The following is a 19,668-nucleotide window of genomic DNA, read 5'->3' as shown; positions in this document are numbered from 1 at the left end:
TGACCAAACCGACAGATTTCAGACATGATCCTGTCAGTTTTATTTGCTACCTTTAGTGGTAAATAAGGACCATCATTGGAGGGGAAAGCTTATGCCTATTTTAAAAGTAGAAAATCTAAAGAAGTATTATGGGAAAGGTGAACAAACGGTTAAGGCTCTAGATGACGTGTCGCTATCGGTGGAGAAGGGTGAATTCCTGGCCATTGTCGGCACTAGCGGCAGTGGGAAAAGTACACTTCTGCATATGCTCGGCGGTCTCGATCGAGCTACAGAAGGCAAGGTTTATGTGGATGAGCATGATATTTATAAGATGAGCGATGAGAAGTTAACCATTTTCAGGCGCAGATCGGTCGGATTCGTATTTCAGAGCTACAATCTAGTTCCAATACTTAATGTACAAGAGAATATTGTACTTCCCATCGAACTGGATGGAGGCAAGATAGACAAGGAGTATCTCGATACAGTTATCCGAACCTTGGGTCTTCAAGAAAAAGTACATAACCTGCCTTCCAACCTCTCGGGAGGACAGCAGCAGCGGGTAGCGATAGCCAGAGCTCTGGCTACTAAACCGTCCATTATCCTGGCGGATGAACCCACAGGTAATCTGGACAACAAGACTAGCCAAGAAGTGCTTATTCTATTGAAGCAGATGAGTGAGAAATTCAACCAAACCATTGTAATGATCACGCATAACGAGAGTATTGCACAGAGTGCGGACCGGATTATCCGGATTGAGGATGGAAAGATAGTTTCTGGCAACGCGCTAGCCAGTGAGGTACCTCCATTATGATCGAAACGAATAACCGTAAGATCGTGCGGCGCCTTGCCTTCAAAAGCATAAAGGCCAATAAGTCACGAAGTCTTGCTATTGTTAGTGCCATTGTACTGACGACGCTTTTGATTACCAGTATGTTCACTTTATCCTTCAGCCTCAGCAAATCGTCAGAATATACTCAGATGAGAACCGTCGGGACTGATTTTCATGGAGGATTCAAATATCTGACCCCATCTGAGGTAGCGACGCTGAAGAAACACTCCTCTATCCGGCAATATGGGATTTCTCTCAGCGTTGGAACGGTTAGCAACCCTATCTTCAAGGATACACGGATAGAGGTTCATCAGATTGATAAAAGCTATGCTAAACATTCGTTTGTTAACTTCATTGCCGGCGGACTGCCTTCCGGAGAGAACGAAATCGTTCTGAATACTTGGGAGTTGGACAAATTAGGCGTGAAGCATGAGCTGGGTCAGCGGCTACATCTGGATATTGAGATTGGAAAGCAGATCATAAGTCAGGACTTTATACTGTCAGGGTACTACGAAGCGGATGAGCATTTGGCTCTGGCGGGAATGGCTTTCGTCTCTGAGGCTTTTGCTAAGAAAAACTTAGCCCACATCGATCCGCTAATCTCCAAGATCGACGGTACTAATATTAATACCTCAGATTTAAGTGTGATGTTTAACAATTCCATCAACATTGAGAAGAAGCTGAACAAAGTGTTGGCTGATACGGGATTGGATGCCCCCATTGGAGTGAATTGGGCCTACTCCACTGCTTATCTATCCGACAATATCATGAACTTGATCCCTTATGCGGCTGTCGTCTTTATCATTATGCTTAGTGGATATTTACTTATTTATAATATTTTTTATATCTCTGTGGTGCGGGACGTCAAGTTCTATGGCTTGCTGAAGACAATCGGAACCACGCCGCGACAACTAAAGAGAATTATATCTATTCAGGCCAAGCTGCTATACGTAATCGCCCTCCCGATCGGAATGGTGATTGGATATGTCATTGGGCAGTTGATTACCCCTATGGCAAACTCTCTCTCCAGTGAGACTGTAGAAACTTCTTATTCGGCTAATCCATTCATTTTCCTAGGGGCAGCCCTATTCTCTTATCTTACAGTATGGATTGCCGCCAGTAAGCCGAGCAGGATCGCTGCACGGATTTCCCCAGTGGAAGCTGTGAAGTTCGTTGGGGTAACCCGCAACGGCAGGAGGATTTCGAAAAAAACCAAACATGGAGCCAGAATATACAGCATGGCGTTCTCCAATCTTTTTAGAAACAAAAAAAAGCTGCTGCTTATGCTGTCCTCTCTCTCTCTAAGTATTATCTTGTTCAGCATAATCTTTACGGTGATTTCCTCATTGGATATTAACAAGTACTTAAGTTCATTTATATCTGGAGATTTTGTGGTGAACAATGAGGCGATGATCCTTCATGAAGGAGAACGAGGTGATCCGCTTGCCCTCTCCGAACCATTCTGCAGCACCCTAAGCAAAATACCCGATGTGAAGAGTGTTGACAAGGTATATTTCAATTACGAGTTCTATCCATTAGATGAAGCTATTCGTTCTGTATTACAACCGTTTGTTGCTTCACCAGATCCTGGTATTATCTATACACTTAAAAACGGAGCTATTTTCATTAATTTTTATGGACTAGATACAGGTTGGCTTGACTGGGTAAAGAAGGACCTCCTCGAAGGCACATTCAACAAGCAAAAATTTATGTCTGGAGATTACGCAATGATTACCGAAAGCAATTTACCAGAGGATAGAAACGCAACCTATTATCATCCTGGTGACAAAATCACCTACGAAACCTTAGGTAAAAGCTATGAAGTAATGGCAGTGTTACCTTATAATGGCCTATATGCTGCAACTACAAAATCTTATTCAGCAAACGGTTATAATGTATTTCTTCCTTCTTCAGAACTGAACAAGAAACTACCTATAGGGAAAAATCCTTCCAAGATCCTCTCGGCCACTATCCACGCCGATCCGACCAAGCTGGGCGAGGTGGAAGAAGCGGCCAAAGCTCTTACTGATCCTATCGATGAGCTGAGTTTTAAATCCAGAGAAGATTATAAGCAGGAACTCGGTGGATTCATCCGCATTTTCCAAACGGTAGGTTACGGTCTCAGTTTTGTTATTGCGCTCATCGGTGTGCTAAATTATATTAATACCGTCCTAACGGGAGTCATCTCTCGCAGAAATGAATTTGCCATACTGGAAAGTATTGGCATGACCAAGAAACAACTTAAAAAAATGCTGGTATACGAAGGACTGTACAACGTACTCTTGACCGTGGCTATCACTTCTACCTTGGGCGTGCTGATTACCTATAGTATTTCTAAAAATATAACTGGGATCTTGGCTTTTACGGTATTTCATATGAGCTGGTTGCCGTTTATCTTGGTCATACCTATTCTATTAGCCATTGCATACACGGTAACTCTGAGTGCCTACAAGACATTGAACAAGGCCACTATTGTCGAAAGGCTTAGAGAAGTCGACTAGCATACCCTTAAGCTAAATTTAATTGAATACACAAAAGGACAGGCCCGCGATAATATTTGGGCCTGTCCTTTTGTGTATTAAGTATTTTAAATCTGTAATTCACTCCAGCTCTACTCCAAGGTTATATCATCCACATAAACCGTAAGAGGGGAGCTCGGTCCGCTCGGTGCAGAGATTTGAAGCCCCATCGCTTGAATCAACGTTTTGTCGATCGTGTTCTGGTTGACGTCCTTGCCGTCCAAATTAAGGGTAATCCACTGATAATCGGTCGTCAGCGCAAATTCACCTGAATCGGCCCATGCCCAGCTGCCACCCGTTTTGATGAACAGCTTAGCCTTAGCTGAACCGGCTGCGATCCGGACTTTCAGCTTCAGGATATTCCCGCTACTCAGATCCTTATTGCCAATGTAATTCAGCTCAAAGTTGGCATCCATTGGAAAAAAGTTCGGAAAATCAACGCTGAGTACCTTGCTGCTGCCATCTGTAGAGTTGGCAAGGTTTGTTGCCCCTACGGTGTTTTGGCCAAATGTCCAATCCTGTAGGGAATCGTCAAAGTTAAACAGCGTGCCAAGGGTAATTCCACCGCCGACACTGCCGTTCGGTACAGTTCCAGCATCAGGATCATTCACCGCTTTGATATCGTCAAAATACATCTCTGATGTCAGTGTTGTACCGTTTGGTACAGCATTCGTATAAATCGAAAACGCCTGAATCGCATTTAGATTCAACTTGGTTAAAGTACCTGTGGCCCCATTAGCCGGTTTAAAATCACTGAATTTGGCGGTTACGAATTGTGCTGTTGTTGTCGTAGTATCTGGATAATACTCATAGGTTTTGCCATTGGCGTTGATCTGAATCACCAGCTTCTGACCTAGAGCATCCGGTTGGTACCAGAACTGAAGAGCATTGAATCCAGACCAGTCTGCACCGCCCATCGCTTTGGTAATACCCGTGTATCCATTGCCACCCAGAGTGTACGTGTATTTCATTCCATAGCTTCCGCTATATTTATGACCCACATCCAGCGAAGCTGCAGCAATATCGCCACCAGCATGAACAAACTTGGTCTGAAGTGCGAGCGTACTTCCCAGATAGTCTTCGAAATTGTCAACGACAGCTGGATCAGAGCTAGCTTCTACATACGTGCTATAGAGTTGAATGTTATCAATATACATGGGGAAGGAAATATTCCCGCTGTCCAACCCACTTCCTACCAGGGAGAGCGCAATATCGCTTGCCGCTTCGCGTTTGGCAACATCCGGCAAATCTATAGTTGCTGAGTACTTCACATACTCCACGCCGTTAATCGTCACTTTCGGCATAGCTGAGAATGCAACCTGTGATTCCATTCCATATTTAGTATCCCAATCTGGCGGCAGTTGAACAACGGCACGTAGACTTGGGGTTGCTTCTGGACTGCCTGCAGCTACCGGAACCCATGCATCGAATTTGACGCGGGAAACATCCGTGAGTGTGTCGCTGTTGACGACCGATTTGGCGTTGGTCAGCTCCAGCTTCATCTCCTGCCAGGTATCACTATAAACGGCATTGGTAACACTCAAAGCAAGCACCCCATTGCCATCCAGTGTCTGGTGCGCGATAGAGGAAATATTTGCTTGATAACCTCCATTATTTTGGATACCTGCAATATCTTCGTCAAACGTGTAGGAGTGCAGTAATACTTCAGCGATTTTCACAAAAACCGTATTCGTTTGTTCCTGCAGAATCGTATTGTCTGCATCATACACTTTTACAGTAATCGTGGTCATCTTCCCATTCAAGCTGGCTGCCGGCGACCAGTCTGCCGTATAGTAGAAGCCCTCCGCGTCGAGCGTCATCGGCGTTTCGGTTGTAGAGCCGTACACAGAGTACGCAACCCTTGCCGCTGTTTCATTCAAAATACGTACCCGAATCTTCGTGGTACTCGTACTGATCGTACCTTGGTTCGTAGGGGAGGCGATGTGCATGAATGGTTTTTCGACTGCCGCATTTACATTGCGGTTATAAGCGCCGGTTACACCGTCACTGAACAGCGAATAATCATCGTTGTAGTACGCTTTGAAATCCGCCAGCATTTCATGTTCCTTCGTGGGGTCACCTGTTGGATACGGCACATAGATGGAGGCCGCACCAAAGTTCGCCCAAGTCAGCATGTAAGCCATACGTTTGGAGTCTGGATCGCTCTTCAAAGCAGCGGCCAAGCGGGTATAGAAGTCAGGCGTTGTATTTCCGCTTACCTGCATCTTCTGATATCCGAACTCGGTGAGCGCTGCTACCTTATTTTTCCGATCGGCAATGTTAGAGACAAGCTTGGTTTCCTTAACGACGCTGTCGAACCAACCTTGGCCTTCGCCGTTGTAATAGCTGTCGAAGCCAAGTATATCTACATAGTCATCGCCTGGATAAGTCTCCAGATATTTCTCTTCATTATCTCCGAAGCCGCCCCCTGGCGAGTAGGCATACAGGAAGTTGTGTACACCTTTTTGATCACGCAGATATTCCACCGTATATCGGTAGAGTTCTTTGTATTGGTCTTTGGTCGTGAAAGCAGCACCCCACCAGAACCAGCTACCGCTCTGCTCATGGAATGGACGGAAAATAACCGGAATCGGCTGACCATCGTCAGTCTTAAGATGATTGGCGAAATCCGCAATGTTGTCTAAAAAGAGATTAAACTTCTCATTATTGGAGCCACCTGGCAGAATAGTCGAAACTACGCTTCCTTTAAGATCGTAGAAATCTCCACCCGTTACAAAGTTTGGCATATGCGAACTCAGGTTCAGCACGCCATTTTGGGCATAAGCCTTTTTCATAACATCGATCAGATTATCGCGGCTTTGCTCAAAGTTACCAGACACTCCTGGCTTCTCATGCCCTTCGAGACTTAGGGTATCCCAACCGAAAACGGCAGGATAAGCACCAACAGCATTGTACGCGTCAGATTGGGTGCCATTCTTTTCTGTGATCGACATCCCTTCTGTCGTAGCATGTTGCTGTCCAAATAAAATATGCTTCCCACGGATATCCTCCAGATAAGCAAAAAGAGATCTAGTCTCGGCTGTAGCATTCATATCGACGAAGTCGACGATAGGTGTTGGTGCCGGAGTTACAGTTCCAGAGCCGTTATTCGTCGTAGGCGTTGGTGTTTGCACGCCCGCCGTAATCGGCGCCGATACACCATTTACCACAGCAATTGTTCCTACAGATATAACTGCACCGTTTACCGTAATGCCCGCAGCCTTAATAATTGCGTTCGTGATATTGCCTTGACCGGCGATCGTCGTACCCGCTGCCTCTTGGTTGACCGTCAAGTTTGAAATTGAGGCCCCATCTGCGATAAGCAAAGCGACTGCATTATTTGCTAAGACACTATCAACCTTGGTGCCTGCGCCAAGCTCTAGGCGCGACTTGCTCTCAATTGAGATACTATCAATCTGCGTTGCACCCGTTGTCAGCACACGGACTAAACCATCTGGACGATTAACTTCTACCTTACCAAGCTTGGCATTATTAAAAGTAATCGTATGCTCACCACCACCCCATACGAAAGTGGTTCCTTTTACAGTTATACCATCAAGCTTGACCTCACCGTTGCCGATGCCGGGAGCGAGATACAAGTTGCCGTTGATAGTCGCTCCCTTAAGGTTTGCCCCATCCTGATTAATGATAACGCTCCCATCAATCGTCGCTGCTTCACTACTACCCGTCGTTGTATAATAGCCTGCTACTAGCTGATCCAGCAGCGTAACGGCTTCGGCACGTGTCATTTCACCTTTTGGTTTGAACGAACCATCTGGATAACCGCTGATCTTACCCGCGAAGGCATTCACGGCATCCAACGCATACTTTTGAATATCGCCTGAATCTTTAAAGGAGGAGGCAAACGTCGCATTCTCTCCACTCCCCAGGCTAAAGGCCCTCGCAAGCAGAGTTACTGCATCCTGACGGGAAATCTCTGTTGTTGCCCGTGCTTGACCCTTCTCAAAGCCTTCGTAGTAGCCAGCTTCTTTAGCGATAGCAAATTGCTGTGCATACCAGGTACTGGCTGAGACATCAGTGAAATTGACTGCCGATGCAGCAGTGAAACCAAAGATTTGATTAATGATCGTTACGAATTCAGCGCGGTTGATACTCTTATTGGGCTGGAAGGTTCCATCAGGGTATCCGCTAATGACGCCGTTATTCATCCATTTACCAATGTCCGCAGCCGCCCAGTGTCCCTGCAAATCTGAAACAGAAGAGGTGATGTTTCCTGTTCCGGTTGTTGCCGCATAGGCCGGGGCCAGCGAGGTTCCAATCATGGCCGCCGCCATGAATGAAGCTAGCCATTTTGTTGAAACTTTCATAAATAACCTCCCAAGTATATTTTAATGGTGTTTATGCGTCTTAAATAACAAAATAATATTTTGTTATCGCCCTCTTTCTTCGTATTTTTAGTAATACTTGTAATAAAGCAGTAACAATTACTAATTAATTATAATGTAAGCGCTTAATAATATATTATACAGAGCGAAATATCATATGGATATGTTTCCAATTTACTTTTCTAGTTTTGCATTGTGTTTTTGTTATTTATATTTTAGTTAAATACACAAACAAAATACGACAAAAAAGTATTAAATCTACTTTGCATCTACCTCCCACTGGATTTCCCTATGCTCTAAAAAAAAAAAAACAAGCTCCCCATAAATCGGAAAGCTTGCATGTTTTATTACATAAGCCTGACTAGCTAATATTTATATCTTTATTTAAAAGCCGGCAGCGCGATATCCGCGTAATTGTCCTTCAGGAATTTTTTCACTTCTGGGCCACTGATCCGCTCGGCCAGCTTCTTAATAGCAATGGTATCCTTGTTATCGCTGCGGGCAACCAATGTAATCGCGAATTTGGCATCCTCGGATTCCGTAATCAAGGCATTCTTCTTGGGTGTTAACCCAAGCGGACTGGCGTAAGCAGGTGTCATCGCCACTAGGTCAGCATCATCCAGCATACGGGCCAGCATTAGCAAATCGACTTCCGCAAATTTAAATTTCCTTGGATTGTCAGTGATGTCTGCCTGCGTAGCCTTGATGCCTACGCCCTCCTTCAGGGTAATCAATCCAGCTGCTTCGAACATTTCCAGCGAACGCCCAATGTTCGACGGATCATTCGCCATCACTAGCGTGGCTCCATCCGGCAGAACAGCTATGTCCTTAAAACGTTTGGAGTACCCGCCGTAAATGGCATTATAAACGGGCTGAATGGATACTAGTTCCGAACCTTTGCTGGCATTAAATTGCTCCATATAAGGCACATGCTGAAAAAAGTTAGCGTCGACTTCCTTATTTGCCAAAGCTTCATTAGGCTGCACATTGTCAGACAGTACAACAACTTCAAGCTCGATGCCGTCTTCCTTCAGCAGTGGCTTCACAATATCCAGAATATCCGTCATTGGCGGAATCAGTGTGGCTACCTTTAGTTTGATAGGCTCCCCGCTATTTTCAGCTGTACTATTTGTATTCGTATTCGATGCCGTGTTCGCTCCACAGCCTGCAACGAGGATCACCATTAGTGTCAGTACCAATATCATTGATTTTTTCATAAGTAAGGCTAACCTCCATTTTATATTCTAAATAGTTTCTGCTTACCGTTTATCCAGCAGTCTGGACAGGGTGCCGCCTGTGAACTGCACAAGCTGCACCAGTACTATCATTACAACAATGGCATAAGCCATTACCTCAGTCTCGAAACGCTGATAACCATAACGAATGGCGAAATCACCAACTCCGCCCCCGCCGACGACCCCCATCACGGTCGAGAAGGAAATAAAGCTGATCGTGGAGGTTGTCAGACCAAGCACCAGTCCCGAACGAGCCTCCACATACAGGAATTTAAAGACAAGTCCCAGCTTCGAAGCGCCCATAGATAAGGCCGCCTCAATCGTTCCTTTGGGAACCTCCAGCAAAGATTGTTCCACCAGACGTGAGTAATACGCAATCGCAACAATACATAATGGAACCGTTGCAGCCATGGTACCAATCGCCGTCCCTACGATGAACCGGGTCACTGGAATCAATGCAACGACCAGCAGTAGAAATGGAAATGAACGGACAATGTTGACAATACTATTGAGCACCAAGGACAAGAACCTATTCTCATAGAGCTGGCCTTTCCGGTAAAAAAACAGCAGCGTCCCAAGCGGAAGGCCCAGCAATAGCGCTGCTCCAACCGACATTCCCACCATCACAAAGGTTTCGCCGATGGCTTGCCACATCTGTGCCTGATATTGAATGGCGCTCTCAAACATGAGCTTCCCCCGCTTTGCCGAGAATCTGATCCCGATACGAGCCAGAGCTGACCGCAGCGGGCTGGAAGCCACCGTCTTCCCGGGAGAATGAATCAATGATCTTTCCGCTTTCCATCACGGATATGTGACTGCATAAGGTTTTGACCACATCCATCTCATGCGTAACAATCACTACCGTTACACCAAAGCTCTCATTGATGTGCCTCAGCACATTCAGTATATCTGCCGTTGTCACCGGATCGAGCGAAGAAGTTGGTTCATCACAGAGCAGCAGCTTGGGGTTGTTCGCTAACGCGCGGGCTATAGCTACTCTCTGACGTTGGCCTCCGCTCAGTTGGGCAGGATATTGTTCTGCCTTATCCGTTAGACCGACGAAATCGAGGCACTCCTGCACACGATTGATCCGTTCACGTTTCGGTAGACCAGCGAGTTCAAGCGGGATAGCGACATTTCTACTGACCGTCACGTTATATACAAGATTGAATTGCTGAAAGATCATCCCGATCTTTTGCCGCTCCTTACGCAACCTTTTGTCCGACATCTCTGTCAGAATGTGTCCGTCTACAGTAACCGTACCCGAATCCGGCACTTCCAGCAGGTTAATCATCCGCAGCAGCGTAGACTTTCCAGCTCCGCTTGCACCGATAATGCCATAAATTGCCCCCGCCTTAACCTCTATAGATACATCGTCAACCGCCTGATATATGCCAGCCTTCAGCTTAAAGCTTTTGCTTACCCGACTCAGTTCTAGGATGCCAAAGCCCCCTTCCTGTCCTGACTGTAATGAGCCCCTATTCTGCCCAATTATTGTATTACAATTATTTAAAAACTGTTTTATCAAAAATCTCTTTAAATAATAAGGCATTTTCCTCACTGTGTCATCATTTTTCTGAAATTGAGTAACGAGCTCAACATCCCAGAGCTCAGTCTAGTGTGATATTGATGTATATAATCCAACAATACTTCCCATATCTACTCCACAGAAAGCAAATGCTGTATCAAATCCAACTTTGACTCGCTGTGGAGTCCATTTTGGAACGAAATGTTGTACTTTAAACAGTAATGCAACTATAGTGGGCTATTTTCGGAAGAAATGTTGTAAAAAACACATGATTTAGCTCCTAAAAGTGGTGTCCAGAGTTGACCGAATGGAGCACAGGCATAAATCTTCCCTCTAATACAATAAGAAGGATGCCCCTCAGCCCACATGGCTTTGGAACATCCCTCTTATTATTCCGAACTTTTATCCTACCAGCTAACTTTTATAACTTCCCACTTAGCTCCCCACGAATCTTCAGGAACACCTGATAGCTCCGCTCCGCACATTCCGAAATCGCAATCGGATGGAATCCGGGCAGATCAGCATACAGCGTATCATGCAGCGGTTCGATCCAAGATTGCGGTAGGCTGCTTGCGCCAAGCTTCGCGCCCATAATAGAGCCGACTGTAGCTCCGTTGCAGTCCGTATCCATTCCTCCATATACTGAGGTGACAATGGCTTTCTCGAAATCATCGCCGCCATAGATAAGCGCTGCGGCAACGAGTGCAGCATTATTATTCGTATGTACCGCATCATAATGGCTGAAGGAATCCCAAATCTTGCTGACCAACTCACGCTCACTCTTGGCCTTCTTCGCGATTTCCACTCCCTGCCGCACATCACTCGCCAGTCGACTGGTACTCGGAATCTCGCTGAGCCCGATCTCTATGATCCGCTCGTTATCCTTCTCCGCAAAAGCGGCGGAAATCATCGCCGCATTAAACATCTCGCCATAGATGCCATTCTTCACGTGCGAGAAGGAAGCGTCGCGCCAGCCAAGCTCAGCCGCAAGCTCAGGATGGCCGGCCGCTCCATAGGCCAGGCCGTCGGCGCGGATGGCTGCACCAATCCACTCGCGGTAAGGATTCAAATACATTCGCATCTGCTCCAGACGATGCGGCCAATCCGCAGGCTTGTCGCCATGCAGATGAGAGGTCTCCTGCGCGAAGTTCATATAGACCTGCGTTTCCGCCGTGCACACCTGGCTGTAAGTCAGATGCTGGTGCCACAGCTTACCTACATCCCACGAATCCCAATCCAGACCTTTTTGCTCCAATAGCAGAAGTCCTAGGAGGGTGTAACGGATATCATCATCGCTCTCCATAAACTGGATGCTCTCCCGGGTACTCATTAGAGTAGGTGACCAGTCATTCAATCCGAGGCCGTATTCCGCCTCAGCCCGTGAATGCTCCGGCGTATAGCCGGTAATCGGCCAGGCATCGGCACCGCGGAACCACAGTTCTACATTCTCCCAGCCCGGGCGGCCCTCTTTACCATACAGATAGTCCAAATACTCCAGTGGTTTCCCGAGCGCACAACCCGCGCTCCGCCCTAGCCAAGCGCCGTAGAACTTATCGCGCCACTCCGCAGCAGTCCATTCCGCCGTCAGCTTACGCGGCCCTTCCGGGCGCAGGCGCCGAATCTCCTCCAGCGCCGAAGGCTCCTGGTATCGGAAATCCGCCGCCACGGACAGCGCCTTCAGCTCTCTATACACCTGCATCAGCTGCGCTTCATCCTCTCCGGCGGCAGCGAGCTTTTCCGCAAAGCCGTTGATGCGGCAGCCTTCTTCCCCACGCTGAACCATCTCCAGCCGGACGGTCTCCTGAAGCCTTTCCCAGCCAGCCATGGCTAGTTCCCCTCAGCGGAGTGCAGTTGCTGCTGGTCAAGTCTTTCCAACGCGTCAAAGATCAGCTTTATGAAGGCTTGACGGTCCACATCCAGAAGTACCTCCGTATTCGCTGCGTACTCCGGTTTCTTCCTTCTGTCTGCAACTGTCATTCCCCGCGTCAGCTTGCCTTCGGTCTCCACCGTGACATAAAGCTGCTCTGATTGGAACAGTTCGGGGTGCAACAACCAAGCAATGGCACAAGGATCATGCAGCGCGTTGCCGACATATCCCATTTTTCTACCATAGATTGAATAGAAATCAAGCAGCTCACCTACCATGACCGATACAGGACCACGGCGTTTCAGCTCCACAATATCATCCTCAAAAATAGCCGCCTTATCCGTTACATCCAGGCCGCTCATAACGATCGGTATACCGGACTCGAACACGATCCGGGCCGCCTCCGGGTCCACATAGATATTAAACTCCGCGGTCGCAGTCACATTTCCGTGAGAAAGTCCGCCACCCATCAGCGATATTTTCTCAATTCTATCCTTAACCTCGGGATAAGCGGTGATGAGCAGAGCGATATTAGTCAAAGGTGCGGTCGGCACTAATGTAATTTTTTCCTGCGAAGAACGGATAATATTAAGCATGAACTCCACAGCACCCTGCTCCACCGGCCGGAATTTACTTGCCGGAAGATTGGGTCCATCCATCCCGGATTCTCCGTGTGCAACTTCACCGGTAACCAACTTTCCAAGCAGCGGCGCCGCTGCTCCTTTGGCTACAGGAATATCTGCATTCACAAAGCTGAGCACCTTGAGTGCATTATCTGTTATTTTGTCGAGAATCTGGTTCCCGCCAACCGTTGTAATCCCCCGGATATCCAGTTGCTCAGGATGCGCAAGCGCCAGCAATATAGCAATCGCGTCATCATGCCCCGGATCGCAGTCGATAATAATGGGTATAGGCATAGTTGTCGCTCCTTTTATGTTTATCTATAAGCTGCTCTCCACTATTTCGCCAGCGGACTTTTGAGCTTTCTATTCTTTTTGCGTGTCTCAGATACAGCATAAATGACTAGTCCAACCACCGTCGCTACATAAGGAAGTGTTGCAATGAGCTCCGCCGGAATATTGAGCACCTGCAGTGCATTCGAGAGCGCATCAGCCGCACCGAACAACAGCGAAGTCAGCGCCGTACCGAGTGTCGTCCCCCGGCCCATCGACTCCGCCGCAATAGCAATCCAACCCCGGCCAGCGATCATGTCACGGGTGAACAGGGACAAATAACCCATCGACATATAGGCACCGCCCAATCCGGCAAAAAATCCACTCAGCAGCAGGGCGGTATACTGAATCTTAATAACACTGACACCTACCGACTGCGCCGCATGCGGGTTCTCTCCTACGGATCGAATACGCAAGCCAAGCGACATACGATTGAGCAGATAATACACCACAAATACAGACAGAATAGAGACATACGTCAAGATGTGATGCCCCGAAAAAATAGGTCCAAGCACCGGAATATCCTTCAACAATGGAATCTCCACACTAGGCAGCACTTTACTTGCCAAAGAAGTGGAAGAGCCTTTGTCTCCACTAAGCAGATACAGGATAAAGACCGTACCACCTGACGCGAACATATTAATCGCTACACCGCCGAGAATGATATGAGTCTTGAACTTCAAGGTGAAAAAAGCGAGAATCCCCGCGATCATCGTTCCAGCCAGCACTGCACCCAGCAGCCCTATCCATGCACTGTGCGTATATGCACTCAGAATCACTCCGGCCAATGCCGAGACTAACATAATGCCTTCCAGCCCGATGTTAATAATTCCAGCCCGGTTGGAGATTAGTGCACCCAGCGCGGCAAACAGAATCGGTGTAGTTACCCGAAGCAAGGAGAACGCAAAGTCTGTCGTCAGAATGACACTCAGCAGGCTGTTCATGCTTCCTTCGCCTCCTTCAGCAGCATCCGGTTCTTCCAGAACTTCAGGAATTGCTCCGCCGAAATGAGCAGAATAATGACTGCCTGTATGATGGAGATCATCTCGGATGGTACATCAGACAGGCGTGCCATCAGATCGGCACCAATCCGGATATAGGCCAGGAACAACGCGGAAGCGATAACCGCCAGTGGATTGTTCTTCGCCAGCATGGCTACAAGCGCGCCATCCAAGCCATAGCCGGGAAGCGATGACCATTGGAAACGGTTATACATCCCCAGCACTTCAACCGATCCGCCCATGCCAGCCATAAAACCGGCGATCAAGTGAACCAGAATTATAACCTTTGCCGTCTTTATTCCTGAATAACGGGCAAACTCGCGGTTTGCACCCGTCATCCGCAGCTCATAGCCCCATTTGGTTTTGTAGAGAAACAGATGGGCCACAACGATAAGAACCAATACAATGATAAGTCCGGTGTGGATACGTGTGCCTGGAACTATTTTGCTTAAATGAGCCGTTTCCTGAAATTTAAAAGATACATTAGCAAAAGCCTTGGCATCACGCAGATGGTAATTCAGCAAATATAGACCTACTCCAAACAGAATATTATTGAACATTAAGGAAGTCACAAGTTCATTCGCATTCCACTTTGCCTTGAGTATCCCAGGTATGGCAGACAACAGTGCGCCTACAATGGAACCGCCAGCAATAGCCACAAGCGGATGCATCCAGCCATTTAGAGTCAAATGAATGGCCAGTACTGAAGCTACAACACCAGAGAAATAGAAAATCCCCTCAGCACCCAGGTTGAACATATTTGCCCGAAACAGCAGGGATACAGATAGACCCGTGAACATGAGCGGAATTGCCATTTCAATAACATTACCAATATGCCCCTTCGTCGATAGAGGCTCTAATAGGAAAATACCGATCGTTGTTACCGGCTGATCACTAACCAGCGAGATGATCAGAAAGGCAATAGCAAGTGCAATCACGATAACTGCCGAAGTCCGGATGACCTCGAAATATTTGACTTTAAACATGATTCACCGCCCTCCTGATGTCCTGCTCGTCCTGCCGCTGAATTCCCAGCATATAGAGCCCCAGCTCCTCTTCGCTAACCGCAGCTGGATTCTCGAAATAGGCTACAATCTGCCCTTCATACATCACCAGCAGACTATCACTAATTTCCAGAATTTCATTCAAATCCGCTGACACCAGCAATATAGCGCACTGGGCAGCACGCAGCTCCAGCAGCTTCTGGTGAATGAACTGGGCTGCACCGATATCAACACCCCGGGTAGGCTGCTCAGCAATAAGCAGCTCCGGGCTGGTAGAGCATTCTCTGGCTACAACTACCTTCTGCATATTGCCCCCGGACAGCATCCCAATTGGCTGTGCAGTTCCTGAGCAGCGCACTTTGAATTCCTCCACGAGCGAGGCTGTTAGGCTGGAAATTTTGGAACCCTTCAGAAATATTCCCTTATTCATGTCTTTGGAGCGGTAACGGGTGGAGATCAGGTTATCGGCAATGCTGGCATCTCCCGCGGAGCCTTGCCGCATCCGATCCTCCGGGATATAGGAAACGCCAAGATTACGAATCTCCAACAGGTCCGAATCGCGAATATCCGCACCTTTTACTGTAACAACTCCGTTACTGGAGACTCCTTTTAGCCCGCCTGTAAGAGCTTCAATGAGCTGCGTCTGCCCGTTTCCCTCAACGCCGGCAATGCCGACAATCTGTCCGGCACGTACCGTGAAGCTCAAATCTGACAGCAACGCTTTTCCCTGCGGGTCATTCACACTCAGTCCTTGAACAGTGAGCATCGGCTCCCCAAAAGACGGACTATCTTTGTCATATTTCAAGACGACGTCCCGGCCCACCATCAAGCGTGAGATCTCCTGCTCCGTTACATCCGCTGTCTGAAAGACACCTTCGGTCCGGCCGCCGCGCATGATCGTAATCCGATCGCAAATCGCTTTGACTTCCTTCAATTTATGCGAGATAAAAACAATTGTATGTCCTTGCTCCTTCAGCTGCTTCAGTTCACGGAATAACTCTTCCGTCTCCTGCGGGGTCAGCACCGCTGTTGGCTCGTCCAGAATCAGAATCTTGGCGCCGCGCAGCAGAGCCTTCAGAATCTCCACCTTCTGCTTCATGCCGACCGTGAGATCCTCTACTTTAGCCTTCGGATTCACAGTCAAATTATATTTTCGCGCGGTTTCTTCGGTCATACGGATGGCTTCAGCCTCATTAAATCCCAAGCCCCTACGCGGCTCCATACCAAGCACCATATTCTCTGCTACAGTAAAAGAGGGCACCAGCATAAAATGCTGATGAACCATGCCGATCCCTCTATCGATAGCATCCTGTGCCGATTGCAGCTTCACTTTTTCTCCCCTAATATAGATCTCACCGTCGCTTGGCTCTTCCATACCAAACATGATTTTCATAAGAGTCGATTTGCCGGCACCATTCTCACCCGCAATGGCGTGAATCTCCCCTTCGCACAAAGAAAAATGAACAGCTTTGTTGGCAACGACGCCATTAGGATACACTTTGGTTATTGCCCGCATTTCCAGGAGTGCATTCTGCATGAGTCTTCAACACCTTCCCTACTTGGGTCTCCCTCCAACTGCTGCTTATAGCCAGAGCATGTGTGATTGGCTTGTCTATGATATAAGAGACTTAAGGTTTAACCGCATTGCGGATAGCTTCTACCTCTGAGGTTTCCATGCCCATGGCATTGTCGACTGTAATTTCTTTGCTGATCAGCTTTTGCTTCACTTCTTCTATCTTGGCTTGCAGATCCGCCGGGAACACCGTCTTATAAATCTCATTGTCCGCAATACCTACTCCGTCTTCAACAAAGCCCAATACATCACGTTTGCCCATCGTCAGGGAACCGTCCTGTATTCCCTTCACTGCACCAAGAATCGCCATATCAATCTTTTTGATGGCCGAAGTGACGATCAGATTAGCTTTTTCACTATCCGTATCCTTAATCAGCATCGCTTGGTCAGAATCGACCCCGATCGCATATTCATTCTTCTCTTTAGCTGCATCAAAAATCCCAAGTCCTGTACCACCCGCAACGTTGAAAATAACATCTACCCCGGAGTTATATTGAATGAGGGACAGTTCCTTGCCTTTCGCCGGATTCACAAAATCGCCTGCATAAGATACCGCTACTTTCACCTCAGGATCAACATATTGTGCACCTTGGATATATCCTACCAAGAAGGCGTTAATCCCGGGGATATCCATACCACCTACAAAACCGATCACATTTTCAGCATTCGCATTAGGCATATCCGATTGCGTAGTCAATGCTGCTACAGCTCCAGCTAGAAAAGAGACCTCATTTGTCGAATAAGACATGTTGTACATATTGGCTGGTGCTTCCTCAATATCAGTATCATAATTGATAAATTTTTTGTCCGGATTCGCTTCGGCTGTCAGGTTAAACATCTCGGTAATTTCCGATCCACCGGAAATAATAACATCCCAATCCTCGGCAGCAATATCGTTAAAGGTAGGTTCCCATTTTGTCTTGTCGGTTCCCATCTCTATAACCTTCGTTTCTGCACCCAGCTCGTCCTTTACCTTTTGCAAACCACTGTTGGCTGCATCAAAAAATGATTTGTCGCCCAATGTGCCGGGAATAAGCAAGATGACCTTCAGTGCTCCAGCGGCAGCTTCTCCGCCATCTGCCGTATTGTTGCCAGCGTTCGCTGCTGAATTTGCCTCGTTATTCGACGCATTGTTCCCACATGCAGTGACCAAGACCATTACCACCAATAACAATAAAGCTAGAACCTTCTTTTTCATTATTCTCTTCACACCCCTATTTGTTAGTTGGTTATGTGCTTTGGATATTACAGCTTGAGCTTATTAAATAGATGCAGAATCAGTAAGAACATAAGTATTGGTCAGTTTCTTTCAAAATCGGACATCATGATGTTATATTTCCAGATAAACCGCTTAATTCCCGAACGAGATGGCCAGTCAGGTTGCGAACCTTCGGTTTAATTGTTAAGATCATAACAAATATCATTGCAAAAAATTATATATTTTCGGTCATATTTTTGTACGATTCGGCTAAATCATGAAAATGAGGGAGGATCAATATGGATCGTGTTCTATATATTGTAAGTGCAGTGCATGAACCTAACACATATATCCCACCGCATCAGCATGAATGCTATGAGCTGGTTTACTATATACAGGGATTGGGAACCTCAAACGTGGGTCCGCGAAATTATCATTTCCGGGCATCCTCATTTGCCCTTATCCCTCCCAATTATAAGCATGACGAAAACCATCAGCCGGAAGCAGAGGTTCTGTTTGTAGGCTTTCACTGCGATAATCCGAATATGAATACATTGTCCGGCGTCTACGAGGATGACAAGGAGCAGACCGTGTTGCAGACACTCCTGCGGATGAAAGAAGAGTTCATGCGCAAGCGTGAGGGATTTGCTGAGCTATTGAACCTGCAGATGAGCGAGATTACCGTTCATTTACAGCGGCTGCTCGGTGCAGCAGGTTTCCGCTCTCCCTCTGAAGACCGGGTACAATATGTGTTGAACTACATGAATGAGCATTACCGTTATAAACTGTCGGTCACCACACTATCTGAAATGTCAGGGTATAGCTATGACCGGTTCCGGCATATCTTTAAAGAGCGGTTTGGCTCTTCCCCAGTCCGTTATCTTCTGATAAAACGCCTTGATTATGCCAAGTCACTGCTACGACACACTCAGATGCACATCTCTGAAGTATCTGCTGCAGCCGGCTTTGTGAATGACGCCCAATTCTGCAATATGTTCAAACGCGAGATCGGTCTCTCCCCACGCGCTTTTCGAATTCACAGCAAAGTTATATAATGTAACATATATCATTTACTTTTCAGGAATTTGACTTATAATAAGGATTAAATTTAACATCCATTAACTTTTTGCCACTAATCACTCTCCAATGCGTAAGTTTTAGTAACACGCTTGTTGCCTGATCGAGATTTCACCAGAGGGAAGTGAAGTTCTTGTCGATTGTTGTGCTTCTCTCCTCTAATGAAATTAAGAAGAAGCTCTCCCGCTGCTACAATGAAGTTCACAAGGAGTTGTACGGTGTTGGAGTGACACAGCTTAAGATTGATGCCGTTAATGAAACGATGATTATGTTTCTGGTGAAGCATCAGCGGGTTACCGCACTGCGTGCTCTTGAGGAGCATTATCCGGAGCTGAAGCAATCTGTAGATGCCGCGCTGCATCAGGAATTCAAACGTAGAATCCAGAAGAAGCTGTCCGAGGAAATGAACCTGCCCGTCACTGGCGTATTACGGGACTATGATCCACAAACTGCATGGGCTTGTACTTTAGTTATCACGGATGCCGAGAACGGATAAATGAACCGGGATTTATCTCGCGGATTTTAATATAGCCTACTTCTCGTCATGTTAACCCGCCTA

14 protein-coding genes are annotated in these 19,668 nt (G+C 47.1%); 4 read left to right on the top strand and 10 right to left on the bottom strand.

The window, feature by feature from the left end:
* The first annotated feature begins 91 nt into the window (after positions 1-91).
* Together GJB61_RS25940 and GJB61_RS25935 are read left to right on the top strand one after the other, a co-directional pair.
* Positions 92-790, top strand: a complete 699-nt coding sequence (locus tag GJB61_RS25940) for an ABC transporter ATP-binding protein (protein ID WP_154121943.1) — start codon at positions 92-94, stop codon at positions 788-790.
* Positions 787-3,309, top strand: coding sequence for an ABC transporter permease (locus GJB61_RS25935; protein WP_154121942.1), 2,523 nt, complete (start codon positions 787-789; stop codon positions 3,307-3,309). Before GJB61_RS25940 ends, GJB61_RS25935 begins: the two co-directional genes overlap by 4 nt.
* 110 nt (positions 3,310-3,419) lie before the next feature.
* On the opposite strand, the gene GJB61_RS25930 is transcribed toward GJB61_RS25935, so the two are convergent.
* The 10 genes from GJB61_RS25930 to GJB61_RS25885 form a co-directional block, all read right to left on the bottom strand.
* Complete coding sequence (locus tag GJB61_RS25930; protein ID WP_154121941.1) at positions 3,420-7,655, bottom strand: glycosyl hydrolase; 4,236 nt, start codon at positions 7,653-7,655, stop codon at positions 3,420-3,422.
* 398 nt (positions 7,656-8,053) lie between these two features.
* Positions 8,054-8,890 carry a MetQ/NlpA family ABC transporter substrate-binding protein gene (locus GJB61_RS25925; protein ID WP_154121940.1) on the bottom strand — a complete coding sequence of 279 codons (837 nt, stop codon included), beginning with the start codon at positions 8,888-8,890 and terminating at the stop codon, positions 8,054-8,056.
* Between the two features lie 42 nt (positions 8,891-8,932).
* Positions 8,933-9,595 carry a methionine ABC transporter permease gene (locus GJB61_RS25920; protein ID WP_154121939.1) on the bottom strand — a complete coding sequence of 221 codons (663 nt, stop codon included), beginning with the start codon at positions 9,593-9,595 and terminating at the stop codon, positions 8,933-8,935.
* Entirely contained in the window at positions 9,588-10,349 is a 762-nt protein-coding gene (locus GJB61_RS25915; protein ID WP_338116145.1) for a methionine ABC transporter ATP-binding protein, read from the bottom strand. Before GJB61_RS25915 ends, GJB61_RS25920 begins: the two co-directional genes overlap by 8 nt.
* A 508-nt stretch (positions 10,350-10,857) precedes the next feature.
* Entirely contained in the window at positions 10,858-12,261 is a 1,404-nt protein-coding gene (locus GJB61_RS25910; protein WP_154121937.1) for an ADP-ribosylglycohydrolase family protein, read from the bottom strand.
* Positions 12,262-12,263: 2 nt separating this feature from the next.
* A complete protein-coding gene (locus GJB61_RS25905; protein WP_154121936.1) occupies positions 12,264-13,220 on the bottom strand; it encodes a nucleoside hydrolase in 957 nt (318 codons plus the stop codon).
* Between the two features lie 41 nt (positions 13,221-13,261).
* Positions 13,262-14,200: an ABC transporter permease gene (locus tag GJB61_RS25900; RefSeq protein ID WP_154121935.1), complete on the bottom strand. Its 939-nt coding sequence runs from the start codon at positions 14,198-14,200 to the stop codon at positions 13,262-13,264.
* Positions 14,197-15,243, bottom strand: coding sequence for an ABC transporter permease (locus GJB61_RS25895; RefSeq protein ID WP_154121932.1), 1,047 nt, complete (start codon positions 15,241-15,243; stop codon positions 14,197-14,199). The genes GJB61_RS25900 and GJB61_RS25895 overlap by 4 nt, the downstream gene beginning before the upstream one ends.
* Positions 15,236-16,798 carry an ABC transporter ATP-binding protein gene (locus tag GJB61_RS25890; protein ID WP_154121930.1) on the bottom strand — a complete coding sequence of 521 codons (1,563 nt, stop codon included), beginning with the start codon at positions 16,796-16,798 and terminating at the stop codon, positions 15,236-15,238. Before GJB61_RS25890 ends, GJB61_RS25895 begins: the two co-directional genes overlap by 8 nt.
* Positions 16,799-16,889: 91 nt before the next feature.
* Positions 16,890-18,032, bottom strand: coding sequence for a BMP family ABC transporter substrate-binding protein (locus GJB61_RS25885; RefSeq protein ID WP_154121929.1), 1,143 nt, complete (start codon positions 18,030-18,032; stop codon positions 16,890-16,892).
* A 299-nt stretch (positions 18,033-18,331) separates the two neighbouring features.
* Here GJB61_RS25885 and GJB61_RS25880 point away from each other — a divergent pair, with 299 nt between their 5' ends.
* Together GJB61_RS25880 and GJB61_RS25875 are read left to right on the top strand one after the other, a co-directional pair.
* On the top strand, positions 18,332-19,087 hold the full coding sequence (locus GJB61_RS25880; RefSeq protein ID WP_154121928.1) for an AraC family transcriptional regulator: 756 nt from the start codon (positions 18,332-18,334) through the stop codon (positions 19,085-19,087).
* A 155-nt stretch (positions 19,088-19,242) separates the two neighbouring features.
* A complete protein-coding gene (locus GJB61_RS25875) occupies positions 19,243-19,605 on the top strand; it encodes a Na-translocating system protein MpsC family protein (RefSeq protein ID WP_154121926.1) in 363 nt (120 codons plus the stop codon).
* The last annotated feature ends 63 nt before the right edge of the window (positions 19,606-19,668 follow it).

The organism is Paenibacillus monticola, from assembly GCF_009664975.1.
In the GTDB taxonomy this organism is placed as follows: domain Bacteria; phylum Bacillota; class Bacilli; order Paenibacillales; family Paenibacillaceae; genus Paenibacillus_AQ; species Paenibacillus_AQ monticola.
This window is presented reverse-complemented; position numbering and strand designations above follow the sequence as displayed.

Bases quoted from the DNA above. Each gene is read 5' to 3' on its own strand.
- GJB61_RS25920 (WP_154121939.1), bottom strand. From the start codon at position 9,595: ATGTTTGAGAGCGCCATTCAATATCAGGCACAGATGTGGCAAGCCATC.
- GJB61_RS25885 (WP_154121929.1), bottom strand. From the start codon at position 18,032: ATGAAAAAGAAGGTTCTAGCTTTATTGTTATTGGTGGTAATGGTCTTG.
- GJB61_RS25930 (WP_154121941.1), bottom strand. From the start codon at position 7,655: ATGAAAGTTTCAACAAAATGGCTAGCTTCATTCATGGCGGCGGCCATG.
- GJB61_RS25910 (WP_154121937.1), bottom strand. From the start codon at position 12,261: ATGGCTGGCTGGGAAAGGCTTCAGGAGACCGTCCGGCTGGAGATGGTT.
- GJB61_RS25880 (WP_154121928.1), top strand. From the start codon at position 18,332: ATGGATCGTGTTCTATATATTGTAAGTGCAGTGCATGAACCTAACACA.
- GJB61_RS25900 (WP_154121935.1), bottom strand. From the start codon at position 14,200: ATGAACAGCCTGCTGAGTGTCATTCTGACGACAGACTTTGCGTTCTCC.
- GJB61_RS25895 (WP_154121932.1), bottom strand. From the start codon at position 15,243: ATGTTTAAAGTCAAATATTTCGAGGTCATCCGGACTTCGGCAGTTATC.
- GJB61_RS25890 (WP_154121930.1), bottom strand. From the start codon at position 16,798: ATGCAGAATGCACTCCTGGAAATGCGGGCAATAACCAAAGTGTATCCT.
- GJB61_RS25925 (WP_154121940.1), bottom strand. From the start codon at position 8,890: ATGAAAAAATCAATGATATTGGTACTGACACTAATGGTGATCCTCGTT.
- GJB61_RS25940 (WP_154121943.1), top strand. From the start codon at position 92: ATGCCTATTTTAAAAGTAGAAAATCTAAAGAAGTATTATGGGAAAGGT.
- GJB61_RS25935 (WP_154121942.1), top strand. From the start codon at position 787: ATGATCGAAACGAATAACCGTAAGATCGTGCGGCGCCTTGCCTTCAAA.
- GJB61_RS25905 (WP_154121936.1), bottom strand. From the start codon at position 13,220: ATGCCTATACCCATTATTATCGACTGCGATCCGGGGCATGATGACGCG.